Below are 25465 nucleotides of genomic sequence, written 5' to 3' on the forward strand. Positions count from 1 at the left end.
TTTAAATCATATTTAGATAAAAACTGGCTGGGCATTCAAATTAACTGTATTAAAACCTTCCTTTATCTCCATGTCATAATGCTCCACTCGGATTAAACCACCATCAACATTTTCGCCCATTCCCCTTACTGATAAATCGTCGTTTAAACATTCAATCCTGACCGATTGCCCCAAATAATTTCCCAAATCCAAAGGCCAGCCCAAAAAGTCATATGCCTGAACACCATCCACATGGGTTTTCAATATGATGTAATCACCGCTTGAAAAAGTCAACCGGAACAATGGATATGTACCAACAAACAAAGTCCAATTGATATTAAACGTCACCGAATCATCACCAAACTCAGTATCATTAATCAATTTAAGCTGCTGGTAATCTACCGAGCCGTCCAAATTGTTCTTTAGCCTAATCTCATAACCCTGAAAAAAGTCATATCTAGGATTCAGCACACGACTGAACAACGTAACGCTATCGGAGGCTAGGGGGTAAGCCCCGTACATTGCTTGATGACCGTCACCAACATTTGTAAAAAATCCATAATATACAGTTTTGCCATCATCCGCAAACGTTTGCCCATAAGACTTGATTATAGCGCTGACCCTTAACACCTCATTATCCGAAAAAAGAGATTTCACAGCCTTTTCAACTTCACAACAACTAAAATCAATCATTACTTAACTTTTTTAATTTTTTCATAAGTCCTATAACCGCTCATTCCAAGCATGGCAAGAAGAATACTTATCAATTGTCCCAATTCAATTGTGGGTAGGGGAGATACATTGACCCCAACTGCATCTAAAAACCAATACACCAAGTCCCTTAAAATAAAATGGTAAGCGAGAGCAGAACCACAGACCCAACCTATAAACGGTCGCCAACCACTAACAAATAGACTTTTGTGTTTGGCTTCAATTTTATTCAGTTCAATCTGGTGGAAATTCGCCTTTTGCATTTCCTTTACCATCGCCAATTGGAATTCTTGTAATTTCCTTTCCTTACCCTTGAACAGCGCCAAAAACTCCCTACTGGTCGCAAGGTTGGAGAATATGCCGAGTATCTTATCAATCATTTTTATCAAAGAATTTTTTAATGTTGAGAATTATTGCGGTCAACAATAACAAAATGGTCAACCCCTTTTCTACATTAACCGCCAAACTGCCCAAAGAGAACAGCGAAATAGTATTTACTTCCCACAACTTCATTAACCGACCAATTCAAGTGAAAGCCCATTTTTAGCATTGACAGCATCAAAGGCGTTAAGTTTTTTACCTACAAACGGAACGTACATTTTAAGCTTGGAGCTAAAGTTTTTCTTTCCGTAAACCTCATGCATCCTGCGAAGTTCCTCTCCCGTCATGCCATGCACAAAACCTTCAAAATAATTAGGGCCAAAAAAGGGCAAAGCCAAATAAACAAACCATAAACGAGCGTTCTTTATATCCTGTTTGGTATGCTCACCTTTGGTAGCTTTAATGGTAAACAACTCAATGGACAAGCCCAATATATAGACCAAAAGACCTACGAGAGAGGGTATGAAAAGCACCCATTTAACTAATCGGTAGCACAGCGTTTTGAGATTTAAGTTTTTCTTTGTCACTTTCACTTAATGTTTGGTTTAATACTTCAGTTAAATTGCTGTCAGTTCCTGTAAGCGAATCAAAATTGTCAAAGGTTGCCGAATATGGAACGATACCAAATTGCGCTTTTACCTTGTGATAATCGGGCAATGTCAAAACCACCACCAAATCAACTATCTTATCTTCATCCGTGGCAATACTGTTTACCTCTGAAAAGATAGAGGAGGCAATAGCTTGGGCTTCATCATTGGATAAAGAAGAACCCACACCCTTTACGCTATTGAACACATAGGAAAATCCCTTTTTCAACCAACCCCAGACCAGCATTAAAATAGCTAGAGTAAAGGCCACAAATACCAGTACCAAAATGGAGTTGTTTGACCATATTTGTTTCATCTTGTTCAACATCCGCAGTTATCATTACCTTTTTCTACCAATAATTTTTTCAATTCATCCACAGATTCTTTAATGTTATCCGTATTATTAGTTGCACCCTTGCCGCGGCTACCCTTAGAGACATTTCCCGATTTATCGGAATCCTTGCACGAACAAGGTTTTTTGTTCTTGCCGAGCAGCCATAGAATGACCAGCCCAGAGACGAACACAAGACCGCCCAACATATACATCCATTTGGTATTCTTGACTTGACTTTTCATACTAAAAATAGATTTCAGGGTTGACCAATTCCCCATTGGCATACAGTTCAAAATGCACATGGTTTACCATACGTTCATCAAACTTGCGTGAAAGGTCATCCGCAACACACATTTTTTCTTTTTCATCAAAAGTTGAACCAACAACGGGCAAATCCTTGACATACATAAGCTTGGCGGTATAATCCTCATAACCGTCCAAACCTCGGACTTCTATAAGCCTGTAGCTCAAATCGTCGGAGTAGGGGAAGCCGTGTCGAATCACCTTACAGGGAAAGGGAGCATAAACAGCACCATCTGGAACTATCTTAAAATCCATGCCCTTATGCTTTCCGTGACTTCTATTTGCTCCAAAATGTCCACAGCCCCATGCATCGCAGAGTCTAAGACCCTGTTTAAAATTCAACATACTAAACCTCATAATCCTTGATATTGATAAAACCAACAATACTATCAAGCTGATAATCAGCTTTTCCTTGATTCCAAAATGTCGGGGAATATGAACCATATCACAAAAGGGAGCGCCAATACAGTCATCAACAGCCAAAACCCCGTGTTTTCTTTCTTAAACATCTTATTTCTATTTTCCTTCCTTATCAGTTTCTTTTGCAGATTCCAGAACCTTTTTACTTTCTACTTCTTTCTTCTTATCACCCCATATTTCATTCAAATCATCATGGAGCATCTTAAAGGCTTTGGAAACAGCTTGTGCCGAACGTGCATATTTTTCTATTTTCCTGCCATACGACAAGAGCATTAAAATTTTATGCACCATAGCTATCTACTGAATTTGCCGAAGTAGCCTGTCACCTTTTTTCCGCTAGAAGTTATACCTGCACCGTTGGGGGTAATCACCATACCAATATCACCGAGTACAATAACTTTGGTGGCCTTGTTAATACTGCAAGGGATAAGCCTGGTATGTCCACTTTTTTGATATGTGATTTCCGCTATCATGGTGATATAGGTCTTACCACTTGTTTTGGCAGTATATTCCTTGGAATCCTTATAGGGAGCAACTTTTGCCGTAATCAAACCCTTACTCCGGGATTTGTTCCAAGCATTGACAATTGTACCGCCCTCAAACCTTCCATTACGTATGATTGAATATTTTGCGCCACTCCTTTTAGGGGCAGGACGGTTGTTGTTCCTATAACCGTTACCACGTTGATAACCGTTATTTCCATATCCGTTACGTCTTTGGTAACCGTTGTTACCGTAACCGTTATTGTTTCCGTACATAACCTGTTATTTTGAAAATTTGCGCAAGTACACTACACTTGCAATTACACTAAGCACGGTCAATGTGAGATGACCTACTGTAATCCCCCAGAACAGAGGCTTCATAAAATATGTTTTTACTTTTTCCATAATTAATAGAGTTTTCTAGATTTAGATTTACGTTTATAGCCGTTGCCAGACTTTACGAAAAGAGTTCCTAGCGCAGCAAGAGCTAGAAGCGAACCGCCCATGAACTGTACTGTTTTGTTACCTGCCAATTCCTTTACATCACCCACAACGCCGGGCTTTATGCTCACCTTTATTTGCGGAACAGATTTTCTATAAGGTTTGTTTACCTTTTTTCCACCAGCCTCCGTACGATAGAGCGTAATTGTTTCCCTTCTCACAACAACGGTTGCGTTTATCTCAGGACCAATCTGTTTTAACGCAGATTCCAATTGGTTTAAATAGGCATCAACACCCTTTTCTAAGGAAATAAGCCCTTTTAATGTGCAATCCCTAGCCGAATCATAACGCCAACCTATCCAATTTTCAAGCGTAGTGCCGGTAACCCTTGATTTTCCCCAGAAACTCTTAAAGAATGTATTAACGGAGGATTCAAGCTGATTCCTATCTACATTCAAAGCGTTCTTGAACTGCTCACCTATAACCGCAACCCATTGGGGCAATTCATTTTGGGCTCTTGTAGGTGTCCAAGTAGAGCCCCAACATTTCCAGCCGTCCCTTAACGCCTGACCAATAGTCTTACCTATGACTTCTGCACTAACGATACCGCCCAACAATTGGGAAACAGCAGATATTTGACCAACAGCACCAAGCACGCCACCAGAACCGCTTTTAGTTCCACCACCTTTTACAGGCTGTGTTTTAGGTAGGGTAGAGCCACCACTATATATGTTATAAACCATAATCTTTTACTTTAATTAAAACCCCCATTATTCATACCGTCAAGGAGATAACGGAGGTTTTTAACATGCAACGACCAATATTTATCTTGTATTAACTGTAGTCAACTGTCAGGTAGGACATGTCCTCATTCAAGGACGTATCATGATGAAGCGTAAGAGCGTCCAACTGGTCAATCGGAAAACCATAACTACCTACACCATTACTAAATAGACCACCCACTGTAGCCCTCTGGGATGCCTCAAAGGATGCATGGTAAGCCTTTATCTGCTCTTCATCAATTTCTACCTTTCTTACTTTTGGAGCGCCATTGACACCCACATTATCATTTACCAAATGTGTCAACTTGGTAGGCGAGTGGTCACCGTTGAACAAAAGAAAGTCAACGTTTCCGTAATTCTCGGTTCTTTCAGCTTGGGTTTGTTTAACCTCAGCTTTTTTAACCACCATAGGAACACCCAATTTCGAGTTGTCCAAGTTGTGTACATCGAAGGTAGCACCGCCCAACTCAGTAAAGGTCACTTTGTACTTAGTGTCATCATCAAAAAGAAGGACACCACCAGCAGAGAAAAGAATAAGAGGGTAGTTCTGATGTACCGCATTGTTATCATCCCACGTCCTAACCGAATCAGCACCGATATAGGTGTTAATGTCCAATAAGTCTTCAATATAGACTTCGGGAATCCTGTTAACATCATTGGCATTTGAAGTAATCAAATCAACCTTCACTTTACATTCGGAAGGGATGTCACCTACCAAAATCAATCCTTGGCTTGGTACGTCCACCTCAAAGACCAATTCATTCGCTGCTGCTGCACTTGCTAATTTCATATTTATACTATTTAAATTTTTCGTTCTTAAGGAATTATGAAACAAACATATGGAGTAGGGGGGTGTACAATCAGGAATCGCTAAGAATCTCTAATAATCACTTATTTTTACTAAACTTTAAAACACTTGGATAGAACAATACATGGCTACAAAAGATTCCCGCTTAAAAACCTTAAAAGAATATCTGCCTTTGATTTACATCTTCTTAGTATGCTTTGGTTATTTCAGCAAAAGCCTGTATTATGACAAATTCGGAATTGACATCCTGTATTACCTCAGCATACAGGAACTGGTTTTAATGTTTATTCCAGCTGGCTCGGCAATAGTTGCAGCAATACTTTTTCTAATTATTGTCTCGTCTCCATGGTTAGTGTTTCGAGCCGACGATGAGGAAGATTTAGAATCCGAAATCAAGAAAGACAAGCATAATATCTATCGTCTAATTGATAAAATCAAAAACCAAAAACTACAAAAAATATCAAGAAAAACATATTGGATACTCGCAATAATTACCATCATATATCTTGATTACGTCCCCATGCTTCTATTTTTATTTTTCGTGATAACCAAAAATCTTGAATATACCATGTTGACTTCCAAACTAGTGGTTGTTTTGATGATAATTTGGGGGATTCTATTTATGCTTAAGTTTAGATTTCAAAATTCTAAATCGAAATTTAATCCAAGAATGCAATTATTCGTTTACTTCATTTTATTAATAGTCATGTTCATCGTTTATGCTGACATTACATTGAACAAAGCTGACAAAATAATCAGTGGAGAGCCCGAGTACCATGTAAAATTTACAATTGATGAACAACTAATAGAAACTAACAAACAGCTTCTCTTTTTTGGACAAACGAACGACTATCTTTTTTTTAGAAAAGTTAATTCTAAAGAAAATTATATATACAATAAAAACGATATCAAGGAATTTGTAATTAAGGAAATTGAATTATAACATTCTCCGTGGCACAAAGTCACATTGACTTGGGATTTTTACGCCCATTATGTCCGATACATATTTAATGGGAACCCCATCCAAACGGGCAACATCCGAAATAAGCAAATAGTTCCTCTTCAAACCCAAATCCTCCAAATAGCTTTCATAGTATGGTTTTATATTGGTAGGATGCATTCCCAAGTAAACAGCAAACATTTTCTTAGTCACCTTCATAACTAACATTCAAGTTTAAAATCCTCTTCGTAAATCCTTAAATCGACACACTTTATCATTTCTCTGAACTTGAATTCATGGATGTATTGACTAATCTTCCTATCGTACCAATCCCAGAGGTCAAAATCGTTGAGAATCCTGCGCACTGGGAGAAGAAAGCGCACGTCATGGTTTGACGAAAAGTAGGAGCGAAGCAGCCCCTTAATCATACGTTGTTGGCCTATAAAGGTCTCTTTGATTGTCCGCACCAATTTTCCAATTGCACCCCTGATAGTGCCAACGGCTCTACCGACCTTTCCAAAGTCTATAAATTGATAAGTTTCCTCTTTGTTCACCTCGGATTTGCCTGTATTGTGCTTTATCTCGAAATGGTTCGACTTGGCCCTTTCCAAGAGGTTATAAATAAAGTTCTTGCTGAACAGGTTGTCAAGGCTTACGCCCTCAATTTCAGTCAGGTATTTGTTGCTTAATTGGTATTCGTAACGCCATACATTGCCCTTAAACCCCAAGGTTTCCCAGAGCGTGTTTATATAGGCCTTCAAAGAACCCGTTTGCATCTCACGGGATTTGTTGTAGATACGGCAAAAGCGGGAGGAGGAGCGTTTACCGATTTGAACGCCAGTAAATTCAATTTTACCCTTTGTTGTTTTGGTATATACGTTCACATCTTTTTCACGTCCTGAGATCAGGAACTCACCATTGAAAATACCCCTTAAAAGGTTGGGAATATCGTGTTGCTTTTCGCTAAAGTCGAGTGCTATATCGAGGCGGTTTACGCCTGAAAATTCCAGACCAAGAATATCTATGACGGTCTTTACCTTGTCCCTTAGCTTTTCAGGAGTGTCAGTATAAAAAAGATGGTTTTCCAACTGAAGCTGTACCAAATTTTCATCTATCACCGAGCTTCTAGGCTTAAAAACCATCGTACCAAAAGATTCGTCCAAATAGGTGAGGGTAGCACGATGCGCAAAAACTTTTGTGCCGTAATCGGCAACATCGATTTTTAGACCGTCAAAGGACTCTGTTAATGGACTACCGGAAAGGTTCAAAATCAAATAGTCCAAGTTGATCGCATACCCCGTATCGAGTAAGTCCCCGTTATACCTATCGGGGACGTTAGCGCCTTTATTTTCAATATCTAACATGGTCTTAAAGAGTTAAAAGTTCGAGAATCAACAAGAAAATTGACAGCATAAAGGCAGAAAGACATAAAGTATGTGCCATTGCCTGTATTAGCTCTTTAGGTGTCTCTGGCTCTACCAGTGTGAAGAATCGTTTTATATATTTTTTCATTTTGTTCAATGTTATTTTGTGTTCAATACTTTTTATAGTGTTCGCTACGCTGTTGAGCGCGGGTGATTGGCAGGAGGGGAGCTAGAAAATTTTGGTGGTCAGAATCCCGTCCTTGTCCCAATGGATAAAGCCAATCTGGTTAACAGGATGGCCTTTTTTCTTGCCTAGGCGTTTATATTCATAAACTTTGGCGTAGTAAAAATTGGGTTGGTTACCGTAATAGCTTTCCAAGGAATGCCATTTACGACGGCTGATGCGGTGCCACACAAAGTGTGAAACACCATCGATTTTATTACCGTATACCACTTTTACCAAACCTTGGCTTATTGTTCCCATGTCATTTCCAATTGCTTGACAGCGTTGTTCTTGAATTTTTCAATATCAGTTGAAGGAATGCCGTATTTGCCCGCTATCGCTTTTATCTCCCAGTATTCCATGGGATTGCCCGTCATACAGTCAACACCTTTCTTGAGTGCCGACCATTCGGCAAAGGATTTCCCATTGCGTGACCAAGGATTATATACAGTTGGTTTTATGGTTTTTCCCTTGAACCAACTGCAAAAACCCGTACTTTCTTCGGTCTGAACCCATTGTGAACATAGACCGATTCCCGTATTTCTTGGAAGGTGCAGGCGGAAATGCAGACATTGTCTGCAGACCTTCATTTACAATAGATTGTGTTCCAGAAGTTTTTTGTACAGTTCACGATGTGAGCGCACGTTCAAACTAAAAGTATAGTTGACCGACGAAACAGCATATTCATTGCCCTTAACAGGTTCAAAGGGCTGTACATATACATAGTTTGTTCTCTTGTACACGGAAAAATCCAACACAACGGTTTTGATATAACGACCATGGATATCCGTGTATGGATGGCTCAGTACAAGACGTGTACCCACAAGATGTGTCACATAATACTGTCTGGCATGCTTTTGAAATGTTGTTGGATTTAAAGGCGTGTCACGCATGAAGTCAACATGTTTACGTGTCAGGAGTTCCTTTTTCTTGTGCTTCTTGACGATTTTCGTCAGACGGTGTTGGCGTTCTGCGCCAATTGTAGTAAATTGCGTACTCATATTAGAATGATATTAAGAACGCACTGTGACAACCGGGAAGTTGGGGACAGTGCGTTCTGGGTTAATAAACGTGTCCGTTTCCTACAATTTCAGTAAACTTTGTTACCAAACCTGTAAGACCCTATCAGTCATATATTGTACTATAATCCATATTATTGTCAAGTGAGGCACAAGTTTTGCCTTAGAAAAAAATCAGTATGTGAAGTAATATTTGTTGCCAAATTAAGTAATTTATATGTAATACGACAATAATAATTCTTATATTTTCAATGTATAACAAGCACTTCATCGAAAAGGCAATAATTTAAAATGGAAATCACCAAAGCCTTAGCAATACGAAAGAAACTTTTCGACAAAAAGGTTAGAGATAAAACCACCAAATCAACCTTAAACGGTACAAAAATTTTAGGTTATCTAATTGCACCCAAAGATGATGAAGAACGTCACAAACTCTTAAAGAGTTTATGTAAAAATGGTCAACCCACACTTTATAGAATCCTAAAACCACCTACCAATTTATACAGGCACGAAGGTTTAGAAATTTACGAATGGACAGAGCAAGACCACAACACATTGATTAAATATTCTAGATCAGATAAAACAACTAGGTTAAGCAAAATGAAATTGAAACATATTGCACCAAAACCAACAAACAATTATTAAGCAAAAACAGGCTGCGCATTCAAATTCACGGTATTGTAACCTTTCTTTATCTCCATATCATAATATTCTTCCCTAACAATATCGCCTGGTATATTCACACCAAGCCCCCTTACCGTTAAATCATCATTCAAACATTCAATCCTTACAGATTGCCCCAAATAATTACCCATATTCAAAGGCCATCCCAAAAAGTCATAAGGTTGAACACCATCAGCATGAGTTTTCAATATGATATAATCACCACTTGAAAAAGTCAACCGGAACAATGGATAAGTACCAACAAACAAAGTCCAATTGATATTAAACGTTACCGAATCATCACCAAACACCGTATCATCAATCAATTTAAGCTGCTGGTAATCTACCGAGCCGTCCAAATTGTTCTTTAACCTAATCTCATAACCTTGAAAAAAGTCATACCTAGGATTCTGCACACGACTAAACAACGTAACGCCATCAGAGGCTAGGGGGTAAGCCCCGTACATTGCTTGATGACCGTCACCCACATTAGTAAAAAATCCATAATATGCGGTTTTTCCGTCATCCGTAAACGTTTGCCCATAAGACTTGATTATCGGGCTAACCCTCAAAACTTCATTATCAGAAAAAAGAGATTTAACAGCTTTTTCAACTTCACAACAACTAAAATCAATCATTACCTAACGTTTTTAATTTTTTCATAAGTCCTATAACCACTCATACCAAGCATAGCAAGAAGAATGCTAATCAACTGCCCAAGCTCAATAGCGGGTAGGGGAGAGACATTGAGCCCAACAGCATCCAAAAACCAATACACCAAATCCCGTAAAATAAAATGGTAGGCAAGTGCAGAACCACAGACCCAACCTATAAACGGTCTCCAACCACTCACAAAAATACTTTTATGCTTGGCCTCAATTTTATTAAGCTCAATTTGATGGAAATTAGCCTTTTGCATTTCCTTTGCCATTGCTAACTGAAATTCCTGTAATTTCCTTTCCTTCCCTTTGAATAAGGCCAAAAATTCCCTACTAGTCGCAAGGCTGGAAAATATGCCGAGTATCTTATCAATCATTTTTATCGAAGAATTTTTTAATGTTCAGAATTATTGCGGTTATCAATAACAAAATCGTCAACCCCTTTTCTACGTTAACCGCCAAACTGCCCAAAGAGAACAGCGAAATAGTATTTACTTCCCACAGCTTCATTAACCTACCAATTCAAGTGAAAGCCCATTTTTAGCATGTACAGCATCAAAGGCGTTAAGTTTCTTACCAACGAATGGCACGTACATTTTCAGCTTAGAACTAAAATTTTTCATTCCGTAAACCTCATACATCCTACGAAGTTCATCGCCAGTCATTTCATACGCCATACCACTAAAATGATTTGAGTCGAAAAACGGCAAGGCCAAATAAATGAACCACAAACGGGCATTCTTTACATCCCGTTTTGTATGCTCGGCCTTGGCAGCCTTAATAGAAAACAACTCAATGGACAAGCCCAATATATAGACCAACAGCCCCACAAAAGAGGGTATGAACAACCCCCATTTAAGTAATCGGTAGCAGAGGATTTTGAGATTTGATTTTTTCTTTGTCACTTTCACTTAATGTTTTATTCAATACTTCCGTTAAATTGCTATCATCCCCACCCAACTCGCTAAATTCATCCAAAGTAGCATTATAGGGCTGAATACCGAATGCAGCTTTTACCTTATGATAATCTGCCAAAGTCAACGGTACGACCAAATCAACTATGTTATCTTCATCGGTAAACATGGAGTTTATTTCTGAGTAAATCGCTGATGCTAAAGCCTCGGCTTCATCTTTGGATAAGGTTGAACCAACACCCTTCACACTATCAAAAATGTAAGCGAACCCCTTTTTTAACCAACTCCAAACCAACATTAGAATAGCTAGGGTAAAGGCCACAAAGACCAATACCAAAATTGGATTTTTAGACCATATTTGCTTTACCTTGTTCAACATCCGCAATTATCGTTACCCTTTTCTACCAAAAGTTTTTTCAATTCATCCACAGAATCAAGCACTTCGCTATTATCAGGTGCAACGCTTCCTTTTGCGCCTACAGCAGCCGAACCCTTAGAGGTATCACCGCCTTTGCTAGATTTTGAATCCATATCCGCCTCTTTACAGACACAGGGTTTTTTGTTCTTTTTCAGTAACCAAAGAATCAACAACCCAGACAAAAACACTAGGCCACCCAATAAATACATCCATTTGGTATTCTTAACTTGACTTTTCATACTAAAAATAAATTTCAGGATTGACCAATTTTCCCTTTGCGTAAAGCTCAAAATGAACATGGTTTACCATACGTTCATCAAACTTGCGTGAAAGGTCATCCGCAATACACATTTTTTCTTTTTCACCGAAGGTTGAACCAACAGCAGGTAAATTCTTAACATACATGAGCTTAGCGGTATAATCGCTATACCCTTCCAAACCTTTAATCTCAATAAGCCTATAGCTCAAATCGTCCGAGTAGGGGTAGCCTTGACGAATCACTTTGCAAGGAAATGGAGCATAAACAGCGCCATCAGGAGCAATCTTAAAATCCATACCCCTATGTTTTCCATGACTTCTATTTGCGCCAAAATGTCCACAGCCCCACGCATCACAGAGCCTAAGACCCTCTTTAAAATTCAACATGCTAAACCTCATAAACCTTGATATTGATAAAACCAACAATATTATCAAGCTAACAATTAGCTTTTCTTTGATTCCAAAATGTCTGGGAATATGAACCATATCACAAAAGGGAGCGCTAACACCGTCATCAACAGCCAAAACCCCGTATTTTCTTTTTTAAACATCTTGTTTCTATTTTTCGTCCTTAATTACCTCTTTCACCGAATCCAAGACTTTTTTACTTCCTACTTCTTTCTTCTTATCGCCCCATATTTCGCTCAAATCATCATGGAGCATCTTAAAAGCCTTGGAAATCGCTTGCGCAGAACGTGCATATTTTTCTATTTTTCTGCCATATGACAGAACCATCAAGATTTTATGCACCATAGCTACCTACTAAATTTCCCGAAGTAGCCAGTAACTTTTTTTCCACTAGAGGTAATACCCGCACCATTGGGAGTGATAACCATACCAATGTCATTAAGTACAATAACCTTCGTAGCCTTGTTCATACTACATGGTATAATCCTTGTATGACCGCTATTTTGATAAGTCACTTCCGCAATCATAGTAATATATGTCTTGCCACTTGATTCAGCAGTATATTCCTTGGAATCCTTATAAGGTGCAACCTTTGCCGTAATCAATCCCTTACTTCTGGATTTGTTCCAAGCGTTCACAATCGTACCACCCTCAAACTTCCCATTACGGATGATTGAGTATTTTGCACCACTTCTTTTGGGTGCAGGGCGGTTATTGTTACCGTTTTGATAACCATTACCATTGCGATAACCATTATTGTTATAGTTGTTACCCCTTCGATAACCATTGTTCCCATAACCGTTATTGTTTCCGTACATAACCTGCTATTTTGAAAATTTACGCAAGTACACTACACTTGCAATTACACTAAGTACGGTCAATGTGAGATGACCTACTGTAATTCCCCAGAATAGGGGCTTCATAAAATATTCCTTTGCCTTTTCCATTATTTAAAAAGTTTTCTTGATTTAGATTTGCTTTTTGAACCGTTACCAGACTTTACAAAAAGAGTACCCAGAGCAGCAAGAGCAAGCACCGAGCCACCGAAAAATTGCAACGTCTTGTTACCAGCCAATTTTTTTACGTTATCCACTGCATCTTTGGTATCATCTATTACATCAGGTTTTATTGTCACCTTGATTTGCGGTACTGATTTCTTATAAGGCTTGTTTACCTTTTTTCCACCAGCTTCCGTACGATAGAGTGTTATCGTTTCCCTTCGGACAACCACCGTTGCATTTATTTCAGGGCCAATCAGCTTTAAAGCAGATTCAAGCTCACTTAAATAGGCATCAACACCCTTTTCAAGAGAGATAAGCCCTTTTAGCGTACAATCCTTTGCAGAATCATAACGCCACCCTATCCAGTTTTCAAGTGTAGTACCCGTGACCCTTGATTTCCCCCAAAAACTCTTAAAGAAAGTGTTTACAGAAGATTCAAGCTGATTCCTATCTACGTTCAAAGCGTTTTTGAACTGCTCACCTATAACAGCAACCCATTGGGGCAATTCATTTTGCGCCCTTGTGGGAGTCCAAGTAGAGCCCCAACATTTCCAACCATCCTTTAACGCTTGCCCAATGGTCTTACCTATCACCTCTGCACTAACAATGCCACCCAACAGGCTTGAAACAGCGGATATTTGACCAACAGCACCAAGCACACCACCAGAACCGGTTTTAGTTCCACCGCCCTTTACAGGTTGTGTTTTTGGTAGGGTAGAACCACCGCTATATATGTTATAAACCATAATTTTTTACTTTAAATAAAAACCCCCATTATGCATACCGTCAAGGAGATAACGGGGGTTTTAACATGCAACGACCAAATTTATTTTGTATTAACTGTAGTCAACCGTCAGGTAGGACATATCCTCATTCAAGGATGTATCATGATGGAGCGTTAGAGCGTCCAACTGGTCAATCGGAAAACCATAACTACCCACGCCATTACTAAAAAGACCGCCTACAGTAGCCCTCTGAGATGCCTCAAAGGATGCATGGTAAGCCTTAATCTGCTCTTCATCAATTTCAACCTTCCTAACTTTTGGAGCGCCATTAACACCCACATTGTCATTTACCAAATGCGTCAATTTGGTAGGGGAGTGGTCACCATTGAACAATAGGAAGTCAACATTTGAGTAGTTTTCGGTTCTTTCAGCTTGGGTTTGCTTTACCTCTGCTTTTTTGACAACCATAGGAACACCCAATTTTGAGTTGTCCAAGTTGTGTACGTCGAAGGTAGCACCGCCCAATTCGGTAAAAGTCACTTTGTACTTAGTGTCATCATCAAAAAGAAGGACACCACCAGCAGAGAAAAGAATAAGAGGGTAGTTCTGATGAACCGCATTGTTATCGTCCCAAGTTCTTACCGCATCAGCACCGATATAGGTGTTAATGTCCAACAAGTCCTCAATATAGACCTCTGGAATCCTGTTAACGTCATTGGCATTTGAAGTAATCAAATCCACCTTCACTTTACATTCGGAAGGTATATCACCCACCAAAATAAGACCTTGGCTTGGCACATCGACCTCAAAGACCAATTCATTCGCTGCTGCTGCACTTGCTAATTTCATATTTGTATTATTTAAAAAATTTTGTTCTTAATGAATTCAGTCACAAGTATAAAGAGCTTTTAAATTGCGCTTTTACAATGGTTTGACTATGTTTGATTTGGTTTGGATTTGTTTGAATTAGTTTGCTTTTGTTTGTCCAACTCGAGTATCAAAAGCCGATAAATTCACAACAGATTTTAGACCCATTATCTCTACAACAGAGATTAACGGAATGCCATCGACCCTAGCCACATCCGATAATGTCAAGTAATCACGGCCATTGTCCGCAAGCCTTAAATAATCATCATAGAAGGGTTTACACTTGTTGGGGTGGATTCCCAGATAATTTGCCAGCATTTTTCTTGTAACCTTCATATCAAAAATCTAATTCAAAATCACGTTCATAAATCCGTAAATCAACACACTTAATCATTTCCTTAAACTTAAATTCGTGTATGTACTGGCCTATCTTTTCGCTGTACCATTCCCACAAATCAAAATCATCCAGAATCCTACGCACAGGCAGTAAAAACCGTATATCATGGTTTGATGAAAAGTAGGAGCGGAGCAGCCCCTTAATCATACGTTGTTGGCCTATAAAAGTCTCTTTGATAGTGCGCACCAATTTTCCCAAAGCCCCCTTGATAGCGCCAACCATTCTACCAACTTTTCCAAAGTCTATAAATTGGTGCGTTTCTTCCTTGTTTACCTCGGATTTGCCCGTATTGTGCTTTATTTCAAAGTGGTTTGCACGTGCCTTTTCCAAGAGGTTATAGATAAAGTTCTTACTGAATAGGCTATCAAGGTCTATACCTTCAATTTCAGTCAAGTATTTATTGCTCAATTGGTATTCGTAACGCCATACATCGCCCTCAAACCCCAATGTTTCCCAAAGCGTTCTTATATAGGGCTTCAAAGCCCCCGTTTTCATTTCACGGGACTTGTTGTAGATACGGCAAAAACGGGAGGAGGAACGCTTACCAATTTGGACACCCGTAAATTCAATCTTTCCCTTTTTGGTCTTGGTGTACACGTTCACATCCTTTTCACGTCCAGAGATCAGAAACTCACCATTGAAAATACCCCTTAAAAGACTTGGTATATCGTGTTGCTTTTCGCTAAAGTCGAGTGCTATATCGAGGCGGTTTATGCCTGAAAATTCCAGACCAAGAATATCTATAACGGCCTTTACCTTGTCCCTGAGCTTTTCGGGGGTGTCAGTATAAAAAAGATGGTTTTCGAGTTGGAGCTGTACCAAATCTTCATCTATAACGGAGCTTCTAGGCTTAAATACCATTGTCCCAAAAGATTCACCCAAATAGGTGAGGGTGGCACGATGCGCAAAAACTTTCGTGCCGTAGTCGGCAACATCAATTTTTAGACCGTCGAAGGATTCAGTTAATGGATTGCCCGTGAGGTTCAAAATCAAATAGTCCAAGTTGAGCGCATAACCCGAATCGAGTAAGTCCCCGTTATACCTATCGGGGACTTTAACGCCCTGTTTTTGAGGTGATAGCATTACTTATAAAGGATTAAAAGTTCGAGAATCAATACGAATAACGCCAGAACAAAGGCGGACAGAGACAGACTATGCACCATTGCCAATAACAGTTCTTGGGGTGTCTCTGGTTGTTTAAGGGTGAAGATTCGTTTTATAAGTTTTTTCATTTTCAATGTTATTTTGTGTTCATTAGTTTTTATGGTGTTCGCTACGCTGTTGAGCGCGGGGGATTGGCAGTAGTTAAAAAATCTTTGTGGTCAAAATCCCGTCACTATCCCAATGGATAAATCCAATCTGTTTAGTGGGATGGCCTTTTTTCCTGCCCAGACGCTTGTACTCGTAAACTTTGGCGTAATAAAAATTGGGTTGCCGTCCGTAATAACTTTCCAAGGAATGCCAAGTACGACGGCTTATACGGTGCCACACAAAATGTGAAACACCATCGATTTTGTTACCGTAAACCACTTTTACCAGACCTTGGCTTATTGTTGTTCCCATCAGAAAATAGATTTAGCTCGTATCCTATATCCAACTGCTTAACAGCGTTGTTTTTGAATTTTTCAATGTCCTTTGAAGGAATGCCGTGTTTGTCCGCTATGGCCTTTATCTTCCAGTATTCAAGAGGGTAGCCCGTCATACAGTCAACACCTTTTGTTAGTGCTTTCCATTCGGCAAAGGATTTGCCATTACGTGACCAAGGATTATGTAAAATAGGCTCTGGAGGTCTTGATTTGAACCAACCACATTTACCGTTACTATCCTCGGTCTGTACCCATTTTGAGCATAGGCCAACCTCTGTATTCCTTGGAAGATGCAAGCGGAAGTGCAGACAGTGCCTGCACACCTTCATTTACAATAGTTTGTGTTCAAGTAATTTCCTGTACAGGGCTTTATGGGAATCAACCCATAATGATAAAGTGTAATTTGTAGTGGTCACACCGTGACTATCTTCACTCACATGCGCAAAAGGTTGTACATGAACATAGCCCGTATTCTTGTGCAGGGAAAAATCAAGCAGCACAGATTTTATATGCCTACCATGTACATCGGTGTACGGATGTGAAAGCACCAATCTTGAGCCTATCTTACTTGTAAAATAAAAACGAGAGGCGTTGCGCTGTAAAGTGTTGCCACACAGCTTAGTGTAGTTCATTTTTCTGACCCTTTCCAAGGTCAAAAGCTCTTTTTTGGAGGGTTTTTTGACGATTTTCGTCAAACGGCGTTGTCGATTAACGCCAATTGTAGTAAATTGGTCACTCATTCAGATGAAATTGAAAGAACGCACTAGAGGGTAGTCACACCAATTTATACTAGTGCGTTCTGGGTTTAACGATTCATTTTCCTACTTCTTACGTCACCATACCAATTTAACTTGTAGTCCAAAACTTGTCACATCTTGTACTATAATCCATATTATGTAAAATAGAATATTCAATAACCCCGAATCCTCCTAGTTTTCCTTCCCCTCCTTATGTTCTGTTTTATTTATCGCAACTATGAACGCAACAGCTTCATTATAGCCTCAAGAAACCGACCGTAAGTATTCCGAAGGTGTAATTCCAGCTTGCTTTTTAAACACCTTATTAAAAGTATTTTTGTTGCTAAACCCAGAATCGTATGCAATCGCCAATATGGTCAGGTGTCTGTATTGGGGATCCTTTAAGCGCAGTTTTACTTCTTCGAAACGGTATTCGTTTAAAAATTCATAAAAGCCTTTGCCAAACTCGACATTCAATACCTGTGAGACCAAATATTTGGACTTGTTCAGGTCTTTGGCCAATTTGGAGAGCGAAAATTCATGGTCCAAATACGGTTTTTCAGCATCCATATAGGCCTTGATTTCCCTTAAATGTCGGCTTAAATCCTCCTCCAAAAGCTTTGAATTCCGGTATTTTGGCTTGGTCAGCCCCAAAAAGATCTCCATAAACACCCTATTCCTGCCCATTGCCAGAAAAACCAGCAAATGAATTGCAAATGCGCAACAGAACATGGTCAAATAATAGGCCCTGATATCAATATACCCCTGCTGAAAATACCAGAGCACCGCCAAAAAATCAACAACCCAGAACAGTAAGAATCCAACCGCGAACTTTTTTAGCCAGCCTACCCTCCTGTCCATACCCTTCAAATGGGTGGCCAAGTCCTTTGTATTTAGCAACCGTAGCGCCACAAGTACATACACAAAACTATGGATGATCTGCGCCATGGTAAATATCTGACTGGCTACATCAAATTCCTGACCTCCGGGCCGTGTTTGGGCCTGTAATAATTCAATTTTGATCTCCCCTGCCAATCCAAAGAACGGCAACATAAACACCACCGCTACCAAAAACGGTATGCTGTGCAACAGATCCGTAGCGCGGAGCTTCAATTGATCCGTTAAGCTGGATTTGATATAATACAGGAACAAGGGACCAATCAAAAACAATAAGGGAAGGCTTATATGCGCCAAATGCGGCAAGGTTGTATATAAATTCGTATTGATGATCAGGTAGTTCAACAAATTCAAGGAAATTACCATCACCAGCGAGACCAAGAAATACTTGGATTTTCTTCCGCGAAACCCCACCATCAGCGCAATACTAAAGAACACGCCCTGCAGCAGCCCAAAAATTAAAAGGGCCGACCAAAGGTCAAAGGTAATTTCAGAAAATTGCTGCATGATCAAAAACGGTTTCGCATACTACAAATGTAAGCGCTTCCCTGCCATCACCGAATCCAGGAGCCTAAAATGGGTCATTCTAAAGCCATAGACACTCGATTGACACACATATACCCTAACCTTGCCATCAAAATAAATAGATATGGAAGGTTTAACGATACTACGCACTGCGCTCAAAGCCAATGGATTTTTCTCATTGACCATGGCAGCGGTGACACTCATATTGGGCAGCACGGTTATTGCAATCAATGAAATGGCCAATGGGCAACCTACGGCCCTTTCATTGCAACTCTTCTTTTTTGCAGCGGTGGTTCTGCTGGCCGCTTATCGGAAAAAGGTACCCACCATTCTCGTTTGGATAATCATAGTCCTCGACGTTCTATATGTCCTGCTCGGATTGTACACCCTAAGTTTGGTCGCCTCCGAAATCAGCATAGGCGGAACACTATTGATCATCGGCACCAACCTTTTGGTCGCGGTGTTCGCCACCTTTCAGACCATTGGGTTGATCCGTTACAAGAAATCGGTAAGACTGGCTTCCCAATAAAAAGCGGACAAACAAAAAAAGCACCGACCCCGGTCGATGCTTTGCTATTTTATAAGGGAGATATCTTATAGTTCGATGTCTTCCACGGTTCCGTCAGGATAGGTCACCGTAGCTGCGTTGTCGCATTCGCCATCTCCAAAATCAACAGTTACCTGTAATCCGTTTTTAGAGACTGTCATGCTACCACTGGTAAGATATTCACATCCCAAGCTACCTTGAAGGTCATCCACGGTCGCTATGCTATAGGTATTGCCATCGGCAGTGATGGTCCAGCTACCTGAGATGCTAAATCCGCTGTTTTCAAGTCCATCACCAAAGGTGAAGCTAAAGGTCTTGGTTCCACTTTCGGTAATTTCGCTCTCATCTTCCATAACAACCGACAACTCGCTGGTCACGGTAAAGGAAATGGTGCCTTGCTGCTCGTCACCACTAATTACAAAGGTTCTGGTTCCGTTCACTTTGATGGTACCCACATAAAAATCGGAATACACCGCTGTAAACGATACGGTTTCCCCGTCGGTTTGATACGCTACGGTCAGCGTACCATTGATATTATCGGTTCCGTTGAGCTCACAATTGTTAAAAGTGGCTACAAAACCACTCTGTGAATACTCTACGGAATAACATTCATTTGATTTTTCCACAGCTTTTCCAGCTGCACTGTTGGCATATAGTTCGGCCAAAACACTATCCACTACACTGGTAACATCATCGGTTTCCAATATGGTCTTTACTTCAGTTTGGCTCAGCTCCTGCCCTTCTCCCAAAGGTTTGGCGTCCTCACTACATCCTACAAATACTAAAACAAGGCTTAAAAAAGCTACTAAGGAGGTGATTCTTGCGAGTCTATACATATTACTTAAGTTTTGGTTACGTTTGGTGAACGCAACGCAGCTGTTTTTAGTGTTTTTAAAATTGACTAATCGATGAAATACACTACTGTTAAAAAAAGATGTTATCCCAGCTTTTGTGAAAATTGTTTTACTTTACAGTATATATTGTTTGAAAAAGATTGAATTATGAAAATTCTTAAAATTCTACCGCTTTTGGCCTTGCTCCTTGGCCTCTCTTCCTGCAATTCTGATGATAATGGCGATACCAATACCCTAAACACTGCCGTAATCGGTATTTGGGATTTGGTGGAGGTCAATATTAGCAGTGCACAGGATATGAATAGCGATGGTACTTCCTCCACAAACCTATTGGATGAAGTGGATTGTATTTCGGGCACACTATTGATCGACAGCGACTTGATTTGGACGTTGGAACAGTCCAGAATCAGCATTACCACGATTACAGGAGGGTTGTTTTTTGCGGATTGTACCGGTACGGATATTTCTACGGGACTTTGGAATGCGAGCGGAAGTCAGGTTACCTTCAGCGGCGATAATGCGCCAGATCCTTTTGTTATTATCAATGACCAATTGGTGAATCAGATTGGTGACGATTTACCGGGAATCGTAAGCTATGTCTACGCCTTGAGGCCGTAGGTTAATAAAGATTTAAAAATATGAAGCAACCTCTACTAGTTCTTTTGTTGTGTTTAGGTTTGGGGGTATCCCAACTGTATGCCCAGGCGCATCCTATAAAAATTGAGGAAAAGAAAGGCAAGAACAGGATTACCTTCTATGCGGTAAATAAAACCTATACTCCTTACGACGTGCTCTTTGAGGTCAAGGGAAGTAATTTTAGACAGAGTGCGGCTAGACCGCGATGGATTCATATTCCGGCCACCTCAAGGGTGAATTTGAAGACCATTATTCTGTTTCGAGACAAACAGCCCGTCTACACCAAAACCATTAAGGTGAACGATAGCCTCTCCAAACGGGCGCTGAAAAAAGAATATGAGAAATTGGATATTCCCCCGCCAAAGATCAAACCGAAAAAACAGATAACAGTTTATACCAGAACCAACTGTGCCTCTTGCGATAGCATTGTGTCCAAACTTACTGTGGATAACTATCTATTCAGAAGTGTTTCGTTGGATGAACAACCCGATGTGAAGGAGCAACTGGGTAAATTTTTGTCCAAATCCCCTGAAGAGATGGATTCGATTGCAAATCCCATTATTAGTTTAGGTGGAAGGTTATACAGTTGGATTGCTTCCTATGAGCAATTACAGGAGGAGTTGCATAAAGAATGATGTTTTAAGGGGTCTTTTGCGCAATGATGACCCACATTTGTTTGTTCTCCTCACGCTCCCACGGTCCATGATCTTCGATTTCTGAAACTATGGTGAATCCCGCTTGACGCAGCTCTTTACGAACATATTCTGGTCCAAGGGAATGCGACCGCACCTGATCTTCACGTGATTTGCCCCTTACCCACTCTTTTAATTTTTCAAGAAACATGACCTTGCCCCCTGGCTTGAGTGAACGCCTGATAAGCCGAAGCATTTTTTCATGGGAATCTATTTCATGGTAGGTGTCAATCACAAAAACCATGTCCAGCTCCCGTTCCGGAAGCTTTGGATCATCGTAGTCCCCTAAAATGGTGATGATGTTCTTTAGGTTGCTGTCAGCAGCGTTTTCCCGTAGGGTCTTTAAGCGGTCTTCCCTTACATCAACGGCATAAACCCTTCCGTTCGGTACTTTTTGGGCCAGATGAATGCTCAAATAGCCCTCATGGCAGCCAATATCCGCTACCCTATCCCCTTCTGATAAATCTGCTAACGCTAAAAGGGTTTCGGTTTGCATCCACTCATCGCGTTCCTTCCAATCTTCCTTGCCGTATTGGGCATTGAGCCCTATCAATGGTAACAACAAGATAAAAAGGAAGGAACGATGAGCTTTCATTTATATTTTTAATCTTCTATAAGTCCCTGACTTTCAATCCATGGAGCGCCTGCAGCCTTAAGTTCTGCTTCAAGTGCTGGTAAAGTGCTGTTGGCAAGCGCTTTAAGCTCTCTTTTGAGCTCATCCAATTGATTCATGGCACGTTGCATCGCAGCTTTTTGATTGCCTGTTGGACCATAAGTGTTACGTAGGGCAACCAAGCCTATAAAAGTACCGTCCTGCGGAGATGGAGGCGTCTTCTCTCCTATCTCATTTCTGGCCGGACTACCGTTCATTACCTTGTTCAACTGCTGCAATTGCTTGTTGGCATTACCAATCTTGGTCGCCAATGCCGCGGTTGGTCTTTGGGCTTCATCAAAAGCACGCTTCATAGCACCCACTTTCTCCAAGCTTTTGCTAAGCACGGAGTTTGTGGCGGACAAATCCTGACGGAAATCCTGGTACATTCCCCTAAATGCATCGATTTCCGATGTTGGTTTTGCAGGCAATGCTCCCTTGGCCAATGGTTTTACCTCAAAGGTCTGGGCGCTTGAAAGTTGTTGCATCCCGCCATTTACACGTTGATACAATTCAACCGTATAGTTTCCTGGTGTTGCCAAATACGGAGATCCGAAGAAATCATCGTCACCCCCTTTTGGTTTTTTTAGGGGAACCCCTGTCCTATCCGCATAGGTAAGATTCCAAGCTACTCGATTGAAACCTTTTTTGTTGGTTCCCTTTACGGTATTGATGACATTTCCTTGACTATCTTTCACCAATAGCACTATCCCTGGTTTATCCTGGTTCTTTTCTTCGTCCAAAGCGTCATATCCTGGAAACGCAATATTGCTTTTCTGCTTGTTAAGATCCTTTTCCCTTTCCTTTCGTGTGTCTTCCAGGGATTTTAGTTTCTCTGGCAAGTAATATGTGAAAGTGGCACCAAATGCTGGATTCTTGGCAACATATTGGTTGCTACCCTGGGCATACATCCCTGCTTTTTCCACATACCAATAGGCTGGTCTAACAGAATAGAGCGTAGCCTCATTCATTTTGGAAGTGTCAAAGTCACGCAGCGCGGACATATCATCCAAAACATAGAAACCACGACCGAAAGAGGCAGCGACCAAATCGTTTTCCCTGCGCTGAATGGTAATGTCCCTAAAGGAAATTGTTGGCAGTCCACCATCAAGCTCCAACCAGTTGACCCCGCCATTACTGCTGAAGTAGATACCAAACTCCGTAGCAACAAACAGCAACCCTGGTTTTACATGATCCTGGACAATTCTCCAAGTAACCAATCTTTTTGGAAGATCTCCGTTCATAAAGGACCAAGTTCTACCCCTATCCCTACTCTTCAGCAAATACGGTTTAAAGTCTCCTTCTTTATGATTGTCCAGTACTAAATAAACGGTATTGGCATCGTACAAATCGGCACGTACATCGTTTACAAAAGCCCTGTTCGGAACACCTTTAATATTTCCTAGCATGACTTTTCGCCAAGTATTACCGCCATCTTCGGTCACCTGAAGGATTCCGTCATCAGTACCGGCGTAAATCAGCCCTTCCTGTATTGGCGATTCAGCCAAAGAGGTGATGGTGTTATAATTGGACATGGCCAAAACATCCCATGGGTTGTCCCAGCTTTGCTGCCTCCCCATAATGGGTAGTGCCAATCGCTCTTCATTTCGGGTAAGATCTCCGGAAATTGACGTCCAGTCATCTCCCCTATTTTCAGATTTCCAAACACGATACGAAGCGAAGTACAGTCGTGTTGGGTTATGTGGACTCACCAAAATGGGAGCATCCCAATTGAAACGTTCGTGCGGGTCACCAGCGGAAGGTTGCGGCTGGATAAACACAGTTTCCCCAGTAGTCTGGTCGATTCTCCATAACCACCCTTGTTGAAATTCACCATAGGTGATATCCGGATTTCCAGGCTCTGTTGCGGACTGATGTCCGTCAGCACCCAATGTAATCCACCAGTCAGCATTTAAAATTCCCGCACTACTTCTAGTTCTTGAAGGTCCACCGTGGGAACCGTTGTCCTGTGTTCCTCCATAGATATTATAAAAAGGTGCTGCATCGTCCACCGCCACTTTGTAATACTGTGTGATGGGAAGATTGCTGAAATATTTCCATGTCTTTGTCAGGTCGTATGACTCGTACAAACCTCCATCGGTACCAAACAACACATAATTTGGGTCATCGCTTTTGAATGCCATCGCATGGCTATCAACGTGCTTGCCCTTTTCGTTCATTTGTTCAAAATGCTTTCCGTGGTCATCAGAAACCAACACATAGTTGCTCATAAGGTATAGCTTCCCTTCTTGATGCGGGGAGGCGTATAATTCTTGGTAGTAGTGTGGACCTGTTCCACCAGAAATCGCATCGGATTGTTTGGTCCATGATGCACCTTGGTTTTTAGATATGTAGAGTCCACCTTTTCTGCGATCGACCTCAATGGCCGCGTAGATCACATCACTATTGAATGGAGAAATGGCCAATCCCGTTTTTCCAAGGTTGGATGCAGGAATTCCAGTGGTCAATTTTGTCCACGTCTCTCCTCCATCGGTGCTCTTATGGATTCCAGAACCAGGTCCACCACCGTTGTAAGCGGCTACCGTTCTGTGTCGATCCCAAGTTGCGGCATATAGGATGTTCGGGTTTTTCGGATCTAGAACAACGTCTGTTACCCCGGTCCATTCGTTATCACCCAATGTTTTGCGCCATGTTTTTCCGCCATCGGTGGATTTATAGAAACCACGCTGGCCTCCTTTGCTCCATAGCGGGCCTTGCACAGCCACCCAAATCGTATTGGAATCTTCAGGATGCACAATCACTTCCGAGATATGTTCAGAGGCTTTCAACCCCATATTTTTCCAGGTCTTGCCTTCGTCATGGCTGACATAGATTCCATCACCAAAACCAACATGTCTACCACCAACGTTTTCACCAGTACCTACCCAAATGGTACTCGGATTATTGGGGTCAATAGTGACACATCCGATGGAATAACTGGATTGCTTGTCAAAAATCGGTTTCCATGTGGTTCCGGCGTTGATGGTTTTCCAAACACCTCCAGAGCCAACGGCAACATACCAAACACTTTCGTTTTTCGGATGGATGGCGATATCCGCAATCCGCCCAGATGTCAAAGCAGGTCCCAAGCTCCTCCATTCCAAGCCTTTAAAGGTTGTGGAATCGGGTTTTTGGGAAAATAATTGAAAAGAAAAAAGAAATGTAAAGATTAGGACATAAGAGAATTTTGTACAGTGTTTCATGCGTTTTAGTTTACGTTGAATTAGCATTGAAAGATAACCAAAAGCATTAGCC

The 25465-nt window shown here is 40.8% G+C and carries 42 protein-coding genes; 5 read left to right on the forward strand and 37 right to left on the reverse strand.

Translation table 11 applies throughout. From position 1 onward, the window contains the following. Positions 1–12 precede the first annotated feature (12 nt). From ACULLH_RS12550 to ACULLH_RS12600, 11 genes are all read right to left on the reverse strand, one after another. Positions 13–672, reverse strand: coding sequence for a hypothetical protein (locus ACULLH_RS12550; RefSeq protein ID WP_454089096.1), 660 nt, complete (start codon positions 670–672; stop codon positions 13–15). Then, positions 672–1070 (reverse strand): 3TM-type holin, encoded by a 399-nt coding sequence (locus tag ACULLH_RS12555; RefSeq protein WP_454089097.1) that lies wholly within the window; start codon positions 1068–1070, stop codon positions 672–674. Before ACULLH_RS12555 ends, ACULLH_RS12550 begins: the two co-directional genes overlap by 1 nt. Then, on the reverse strand, positions 1063–1203 hold the full coding sequence (locus ACULLH_RS12560; protein ID WP_454089098.1) for a hypothetical protein: 141 nt from the start codon (positions 1201–1203) through the stop codon (positions 1063–1065). Before ACULLH_RS12560 ends, ACULLH_RS12555 begins: the two co-directional genes overlap by 8 nt. After that, positions 1203–1604 (reverse strand): hypothetical protein, encoded by a 402-nt coding sequence (locus ACULLH_RS12565; RefSeq protein WP_454089099.1) that lies wholly within the window; start codon positions 1602–1604, stop codon positions 1203–1205. The genes ACULLH_RS12560 and ACULLH_RS12565 overlap by 1 nt, the downstream gene beginning before the upstream one ends. Continuing rightward, positions 1549–1974, reverse strand: a complete 426-nt coding sequence (locus ACULLH_RS12570; protein ID WP_454089100.1) for a hypothetical protein — start codon at positions 1972–1974, stop codon at positions 1549–1551. The genes ACULLH_RS12565 and ACULLH_RS12570 overlap by 56 nt, the downstream gene beginning before the upstream one ends. A 5-nt stretch (positions 1975–1979) precedes the next feature. Beyond that, positions 1980–2234: a hypothetical protein gene (locus tag ACULLH_RS12575; RefSeq protein ID WP_454089101.1), complete on the reverse strand. Its 255-nt coding sequence runs from the start codon at positions 2232–2234 to the stop codon at positions 1980–1982. Position 2235: 1 nt separating this feature from the next. Next, complete coding sequence (locus ACULLH_RS12580; RefSeq protein ID WP_454089102.1) at positions 2236–2652, reverse strand: hypothetical protein; 417 nt, start codon at positions 2650–2652, stop codon at positions 2236–2238. Between the two features lie 159 nt (positions 2653–2811). Further along, positions 2812–3006 carry a hypothetical protein gene (locus ACULLH_RS12585; protein WP_454089103.1) on the reverse strand — a complete coding sequence of 65 codons (195 nt, stop codon included), beginning with the start codon at positions 3004–3006 and terminating at the stop codon, positions 2812–2814. 2 nt (positions 3007–3008) lie between these two features. Beyond that, entirely contained in the window at positions 3009–3473 is a 465-nt protein-coding gene (locus ACULLH_RS12590; protein ID WP_454089104.1) for a hypothetical protein, read from the reverse strand. A 131-nt stretch (positions 3474–3604) separates the two neighbouring features. Further along, on the reverse strand, positions 3605–4381 hold the full coding sequence (locus ACULLH_RS12595) for a hypothetical protein (protein WP_454089105.1): 777 nt from the start codon (positions 4379–4381) through the stop codon (positions 3605–3607). Positions 4382–4472: 91 nt separating this feature from the next. Further along, positions 4473–5210, reverse strand: coding sequence for a hypothetical protein (locus tag ACULLH_RS12600; protein WP_454089106.1), 738 nt, complete (start codon positions 5208–5210; stop codon positions 4473–4475). 142 nt (positions 5211–5352) lie between these two features. On the opposite strand from ACULLH_RS12600, the gene ACULLH_RS12605 reads away from it, so the two are divergent. After that, entirely contained in the window at positions 5353–6171 is an 819-nt protein-coding gene (locus ACULLH_RS12605) for a hypothetical protein (RefSeq protein ID WP_454089107.1), read from the forward strand. On the opposite strand, the gene ACULLH_RS12610 is transcribed toward ACULLH_RS12605, so the two are convergent. The 5 genes from ACULLH_RS12610 to ACULLH_RS12630 all read right to left on the reverse strand — a co-directional run bounded on the left by ACULLH_RS12610 (position 6166) and on the right by ACULLH_RS12630 (position 8756). Continuing rightward, entirely contained in the window at positions 6166–6387 is a 222-nt protein-coding gene (locus ACULLH_RS12610) for a hypothetical protein (RefSeq protein ID WP_454089108.1), read from the reverse strand. The two genes, ACULLH_RS12605 and ACULLH_RS12610, sit on opposite strands and share 6 nt — an antisense overlap. A 2-nt stretch (positions 6388–6389) precedes the next feature. Next, positions 6390–7532 (reverse strand): replication initiation factor domain-containing protein, encoded by a 1143-nt coding sequence (locus ACULLH_RS12615; RefSeq protein WP_454089109.1) that lies wholly within the window; start codon positions 7530–7532, stop codon positions 6390–6392. Between the two features lie 229 nt (positions 7533–7761). Continuing rightward, positions 7762–8016: a hypothetical protein gene (locus tag ACULLH_RS12620; protein ID WP_454089110.1), complete on the reverse strand. Its 255-nt coding sequence runs from the start codon at positions 8014–8016 to the stop codon at positions 7762–7764. Continuing rightward, positions 8004–8345 carry a hypothetical protein gene (locus ACULLH_RS12625; protein WP_454089111.1) on the reverse strand — a complete coding sequence of 114 codons (342 nt, stop codon included), beginning with the start codon at positions 8343–8345 and terminating at the stop codon, positions 8004–8006. The genes ACULLH_RS12620 and ACULLH_RS12625 overlap by 13 nt, the downstream gene beginning before the upstream one ends. Further along, positions 8346–8756: a hypothetical protein gene (locus tag ACULLH_RS12630; protein ID WP_454089112.1), complete on the reverse strand. Its 411-nt coding sequence runs from the start codon at positions 8754–8756 to the stop codon at positions 8346–8348. It lies immediately after the preceding gene. 309 nt (positions 8757–9065) lie between these two features. On the opposite strand from ACULLH_RS12630, the gene ACULLH_RS12635 reads away from it, so the two are divergent. After that, a complete protein-coding gene (locus ACULLH_RS12635) occupies positions 9066–9419 on the forward strand; it encodes a hypothetical protein (RefSeq protein ID WP_454089113.1) in 354 nt (117 codons plus the stop codon). On the opposite strand, the gene ACULLH_RS12640 is transcribed toward ACULLH_RS12635, so the two are convergent. From ACULLH_RS12640 to ACULLH_RS12725, 18 genes are all read right to left on the reverse strand, one after another. Beyond that, the gene (locus ACULLH_RS12640) at positions 9416–10075 is read right to left on the reverse strand and encodes a hypothetical protein (RefSeq protein WP_454089114.1); all 660 of its coding nucleotides are present in this window, start codon (positions 10073–10075) and stop codon (positions 9416–9418) included. The two genes, ACULLH_RS12635 and ACULLH_RS12640, sit on opposite strands and share 4 nt — an antisense overlap. Continuing rightward, the gene (locus ACULLH_RS12645; protein ID WP_454089115.1) at positions 10075–10473 is read right to left on the reverse strand and encodes a 3TM-type holin; all 399 of its coding nucleotides are present in this window, start codon (positions 10471–10473) and stop codon (positions 10075–10077) included. The genes ACULLH_RS12640 and ACULLH_RS12645 overlap by 1 nt, the downstream gene beginning before the upstream one ends. After that, positions 10466–10606 (reverse strand): hypothetical protein, encoded by a 141-nt coding sequence (locus tag ACULLH_RS12650; protein WP_454089116.1) that lies wholly within the window; start codon positions 10604–10606, stop codon positions 10466–10468. Before ACULLH_RS12650 ends, ACULLH_RS12645 begins: the two co-directional genes overlap by 8 nt. Then, entirely contained in the window at positions 10606–11001 is a 396-nt protein-coding gene (locus ACULLH_RS12655) for a hypothetical protein (RefSeq protein ID WP_454089117.1), read from the reverse strand. The genes ACULLH_RS12650 and ACULLH_RS12655 overlap by 1 nt, the downstream gene beginning before the upstream one ends. Then, complete coding sequence (locus ACULLH_RS12660) at positions 10952–11389, reverse strand: hypothetical protein (RefSeq protein ID WP_454089118.1); 438 nt, start codon at positions 11387–11389, stop codon at positions 10952–10954. The genes ACULLH_RS12655 and ACULLH_RS12660 overlap by 50 nt, the downstream gene beginning before the upstream one ends. Continuing rightward, positions 11383–11667, reverse strand: coding sequence for a hypothetical protein (locus ACULLH_RS12665; RefSeq protein WP_454089119.1), 285 nt, complete (start codon positions 11665–11667; stop codon positions 11383–11385). Before ACULLH_RS12665 ends, ACULLH_RS12660 begins: the two co-directional genes overlap by 7 nt. A gap of 1 nt (position 11668) precedes the next feature. Next, the gene (locus tag ACULLH_RS12670) at positions 11669–12085 is read right to left on the reverse strand and encodes a hypothetical protein (protein WP_454089120.1); all 417 of its coding nucleotides are present in this window, start codon (positions 12083–12085) and stop codon (positions 11669–11671) included. Between the two features lie 159 nt (positions 12086–12244). Beyond that, positions 12245–12439 (reverse strand): hypothetical protein, encoded by a 195-nt coding sequence (locus tag ACULLH_RS12675; protein ID WP_454089121.1) that lies wholly within the window; start codon positions 12437–12439, stop codon positions 12245–12247. 2 nt (positions 12440–12441) lie between these two features. Beyond that, a complete protein-coding gene (locus tag ACULLH_RS12680) occupies positions 12442–12912 on the reverse strand; it encodes a hypothetical protein (protein ID WP_454089122.1) in 471 nt (156 codons plus the stop codon). A gap of 128 nt (positions 12913–13040) precedes the next feature. Next, positions 13041–13841, reverse strand: a complete 801-nt coding sequence (locus tag ACULLH_RS12685; protein WP_454089123.1) for a hypothetical protein — start codon at positions 13839–13841, stop codon at positions 13041–13043. 90 nt (positions 13842–13931) lie between these two features. After that, a complete protein-coding gene (locus ACULLH_RS12690; RefSeq protein WP_454089124.1) occupies positions 13932–14669 on the reverse strand; it encodes a hypothetical protein in 738 nt (245 codons plus the stop codon). Positions 14670–14786: 117 nt separating this feature from the next. After that, a complete protein-coding gene (locus ACULLH_RS12695) occupies positions 14787–15023 on the reverse strand; it encodes a hypothetical protein (protein WP_454089125.1) in 237 nt (78 codons plus the stop codon). A 1-nt stretch (position 15024) separates the two neighbouring features. Then, positions 15025–16167 (reverse strand): replication initiation factor domain-containing protein, encoded by a 1143-nt coding sequence (locus ACULLH_RS12700; protein WP_454089126.1) that lies wholly within the window; start codon positions 16165–16167, stop codon positions 15025–15027. Further along, positions 16167–16316, reverse strand: coding sequence for a hypothetical protein (locus ACULLH_RS12705; protein ID WP_454089127.1), 150 nt, complete (start codon positions 16314–16316; stop codon positions 16167–16169). The genes ACULLH_RS12700 and ACULLH_RS12705 overlap by 1 nt, the downstream gene beginning before the upstream one ends. 73 nt (positions 16317–16389) lie before the next feature. Continuing rightward, positions 16390–16647, reverse strand: a complete 258-nt coding sequence (locus ACULLH_RS12710; RefSeq protein ID WP_454089128.1) for a hypothetical protein — start codon at positions 16645–16647, stop codon at positions 16390–16392. After that, positions 16601–16999, reverse strand: coding sequence for a hypothetical protein (locus ACULLH_RS12715; RefSeq protein WP_454089129.1), 399 nt, complete (start codon positions 16997–16999; stop codon positions 16601–16603). The genes ACULLH_RS12710 and ACULLH_RS12715 overlap by 47 nt, the downstream gene beginning before the upstream one ends. Then, positions 17000–17410 carry a hypothetical protein gene (locus tag ACULLH_RS12720; RefSeq protein ID WP_454089130.1) on the reverse strand — a complete coding sequence of 137 codons (411 nt, stop codon included), beginning with the start codon at positions 17408–17410 and terminating at the stop codon, positions 17000–17002. A 261-nt stretch (positions 17411–17671) separates the two neighbouring features. Further along, positions 17672–18811 (reverse strand): helix-turn-helix domain-containing protein, encoded by a 1140-nt coding sequence (locus ACULLH_RS12725; protein ID WP_454089131.1) that lies wholly within the window; start codon positions 18809–18811, stop codon positions 17672–17674. A gap of 142 nt (positions 18812–18953) precedes the next feature. Between ACULLH_RS12725 and ACULLH_RS12730 the strand changes: the two genes are divergently transcribed. Beyond that, positions 18954–19358, forward strand: a complete 405-nt coding sequence (locus ACULLH_RS12730) for a hypothetical protein (RefSeq protein ID WP_454089132.1) — start codon at positions 18954–18956, stop codon at positions 19356–19358. A gap of 65 nt (positions 19359–19423) precedes the next feature. Here ACULLH_RS12730 and ACULLH_RS12735 read toward each other — a convergent pair whose 3' ends face one another. Beyond that, the gene (locus tag ACULLH_RS12735) at positions 19424–20212 is read right to left on the reverse strand and encodes a hypothetical protein (RefSeq protein WP_454089133.1); all 789 of its coding nucleotides are present in this window, start codon (positions 20210–20212) and stop codon (positions 19424–19426) included. A gap of 165 nt (positions 20213–20377) precedes the next feature. On the opposite strand from ACULLH_RS12735, the gene ACULLH_RS12740 reads away from it, so the two are divergent. Beyond that, entirely contained in the window at positions 20378–20848 is a 471-nt protein-coding gene (locus ACULLH_RS12740; RefSeq protein WP_454089134.1) for a hypothetical protein, read from the forward strand. 20 nt (positions 20849–20868) lie between these two features. Further along, on the forward strand, positions 20869–21501 hold the full coding sequence (locus ACULLH_RS12745) for a hypothetical protein (RefSeq protein ID WP_454089135.1): 633 nt from the start codon (positions 20869–20871) through the stop codon (positions 21499–21501). Positions 21502–21505: 4 nt separating this feature from the next. Here ACULLH_RS12745 and ACULLH_RS12750 read toward each other — a convergent pair whose 3' ends face one another. Together ACULLH_RS12750 and ACULLH_RS12755 are read right to left on the reverse strand one after the other, a co-directional pair. Then, a complete protein-coding gene (locus ACULLH_RS12750; protein WP_454089136.1) occupies positions 21506–22153 on the reverse strand; it encodes a class I SAM-dependent methyltransferase in 648 nt (215 codons plus the stop codon). 8 nt (positions 22154–22161) lie between these two features. Continuing rightward, entirely contained in the window at positions 22162–25413 is a 3252-nt protein-coding gene (locus ACULLH_RS12755) for a WD40/YVTN/BNR-like repeat-containing protein (protein WP_454089137.1), read from the reverse strand. Positions 25414–25465: the final 52 nt, after the last annotated feature.

This window comes from Flagellimonas sp. 2504JD4-2, from assembly GCF_053642935.1.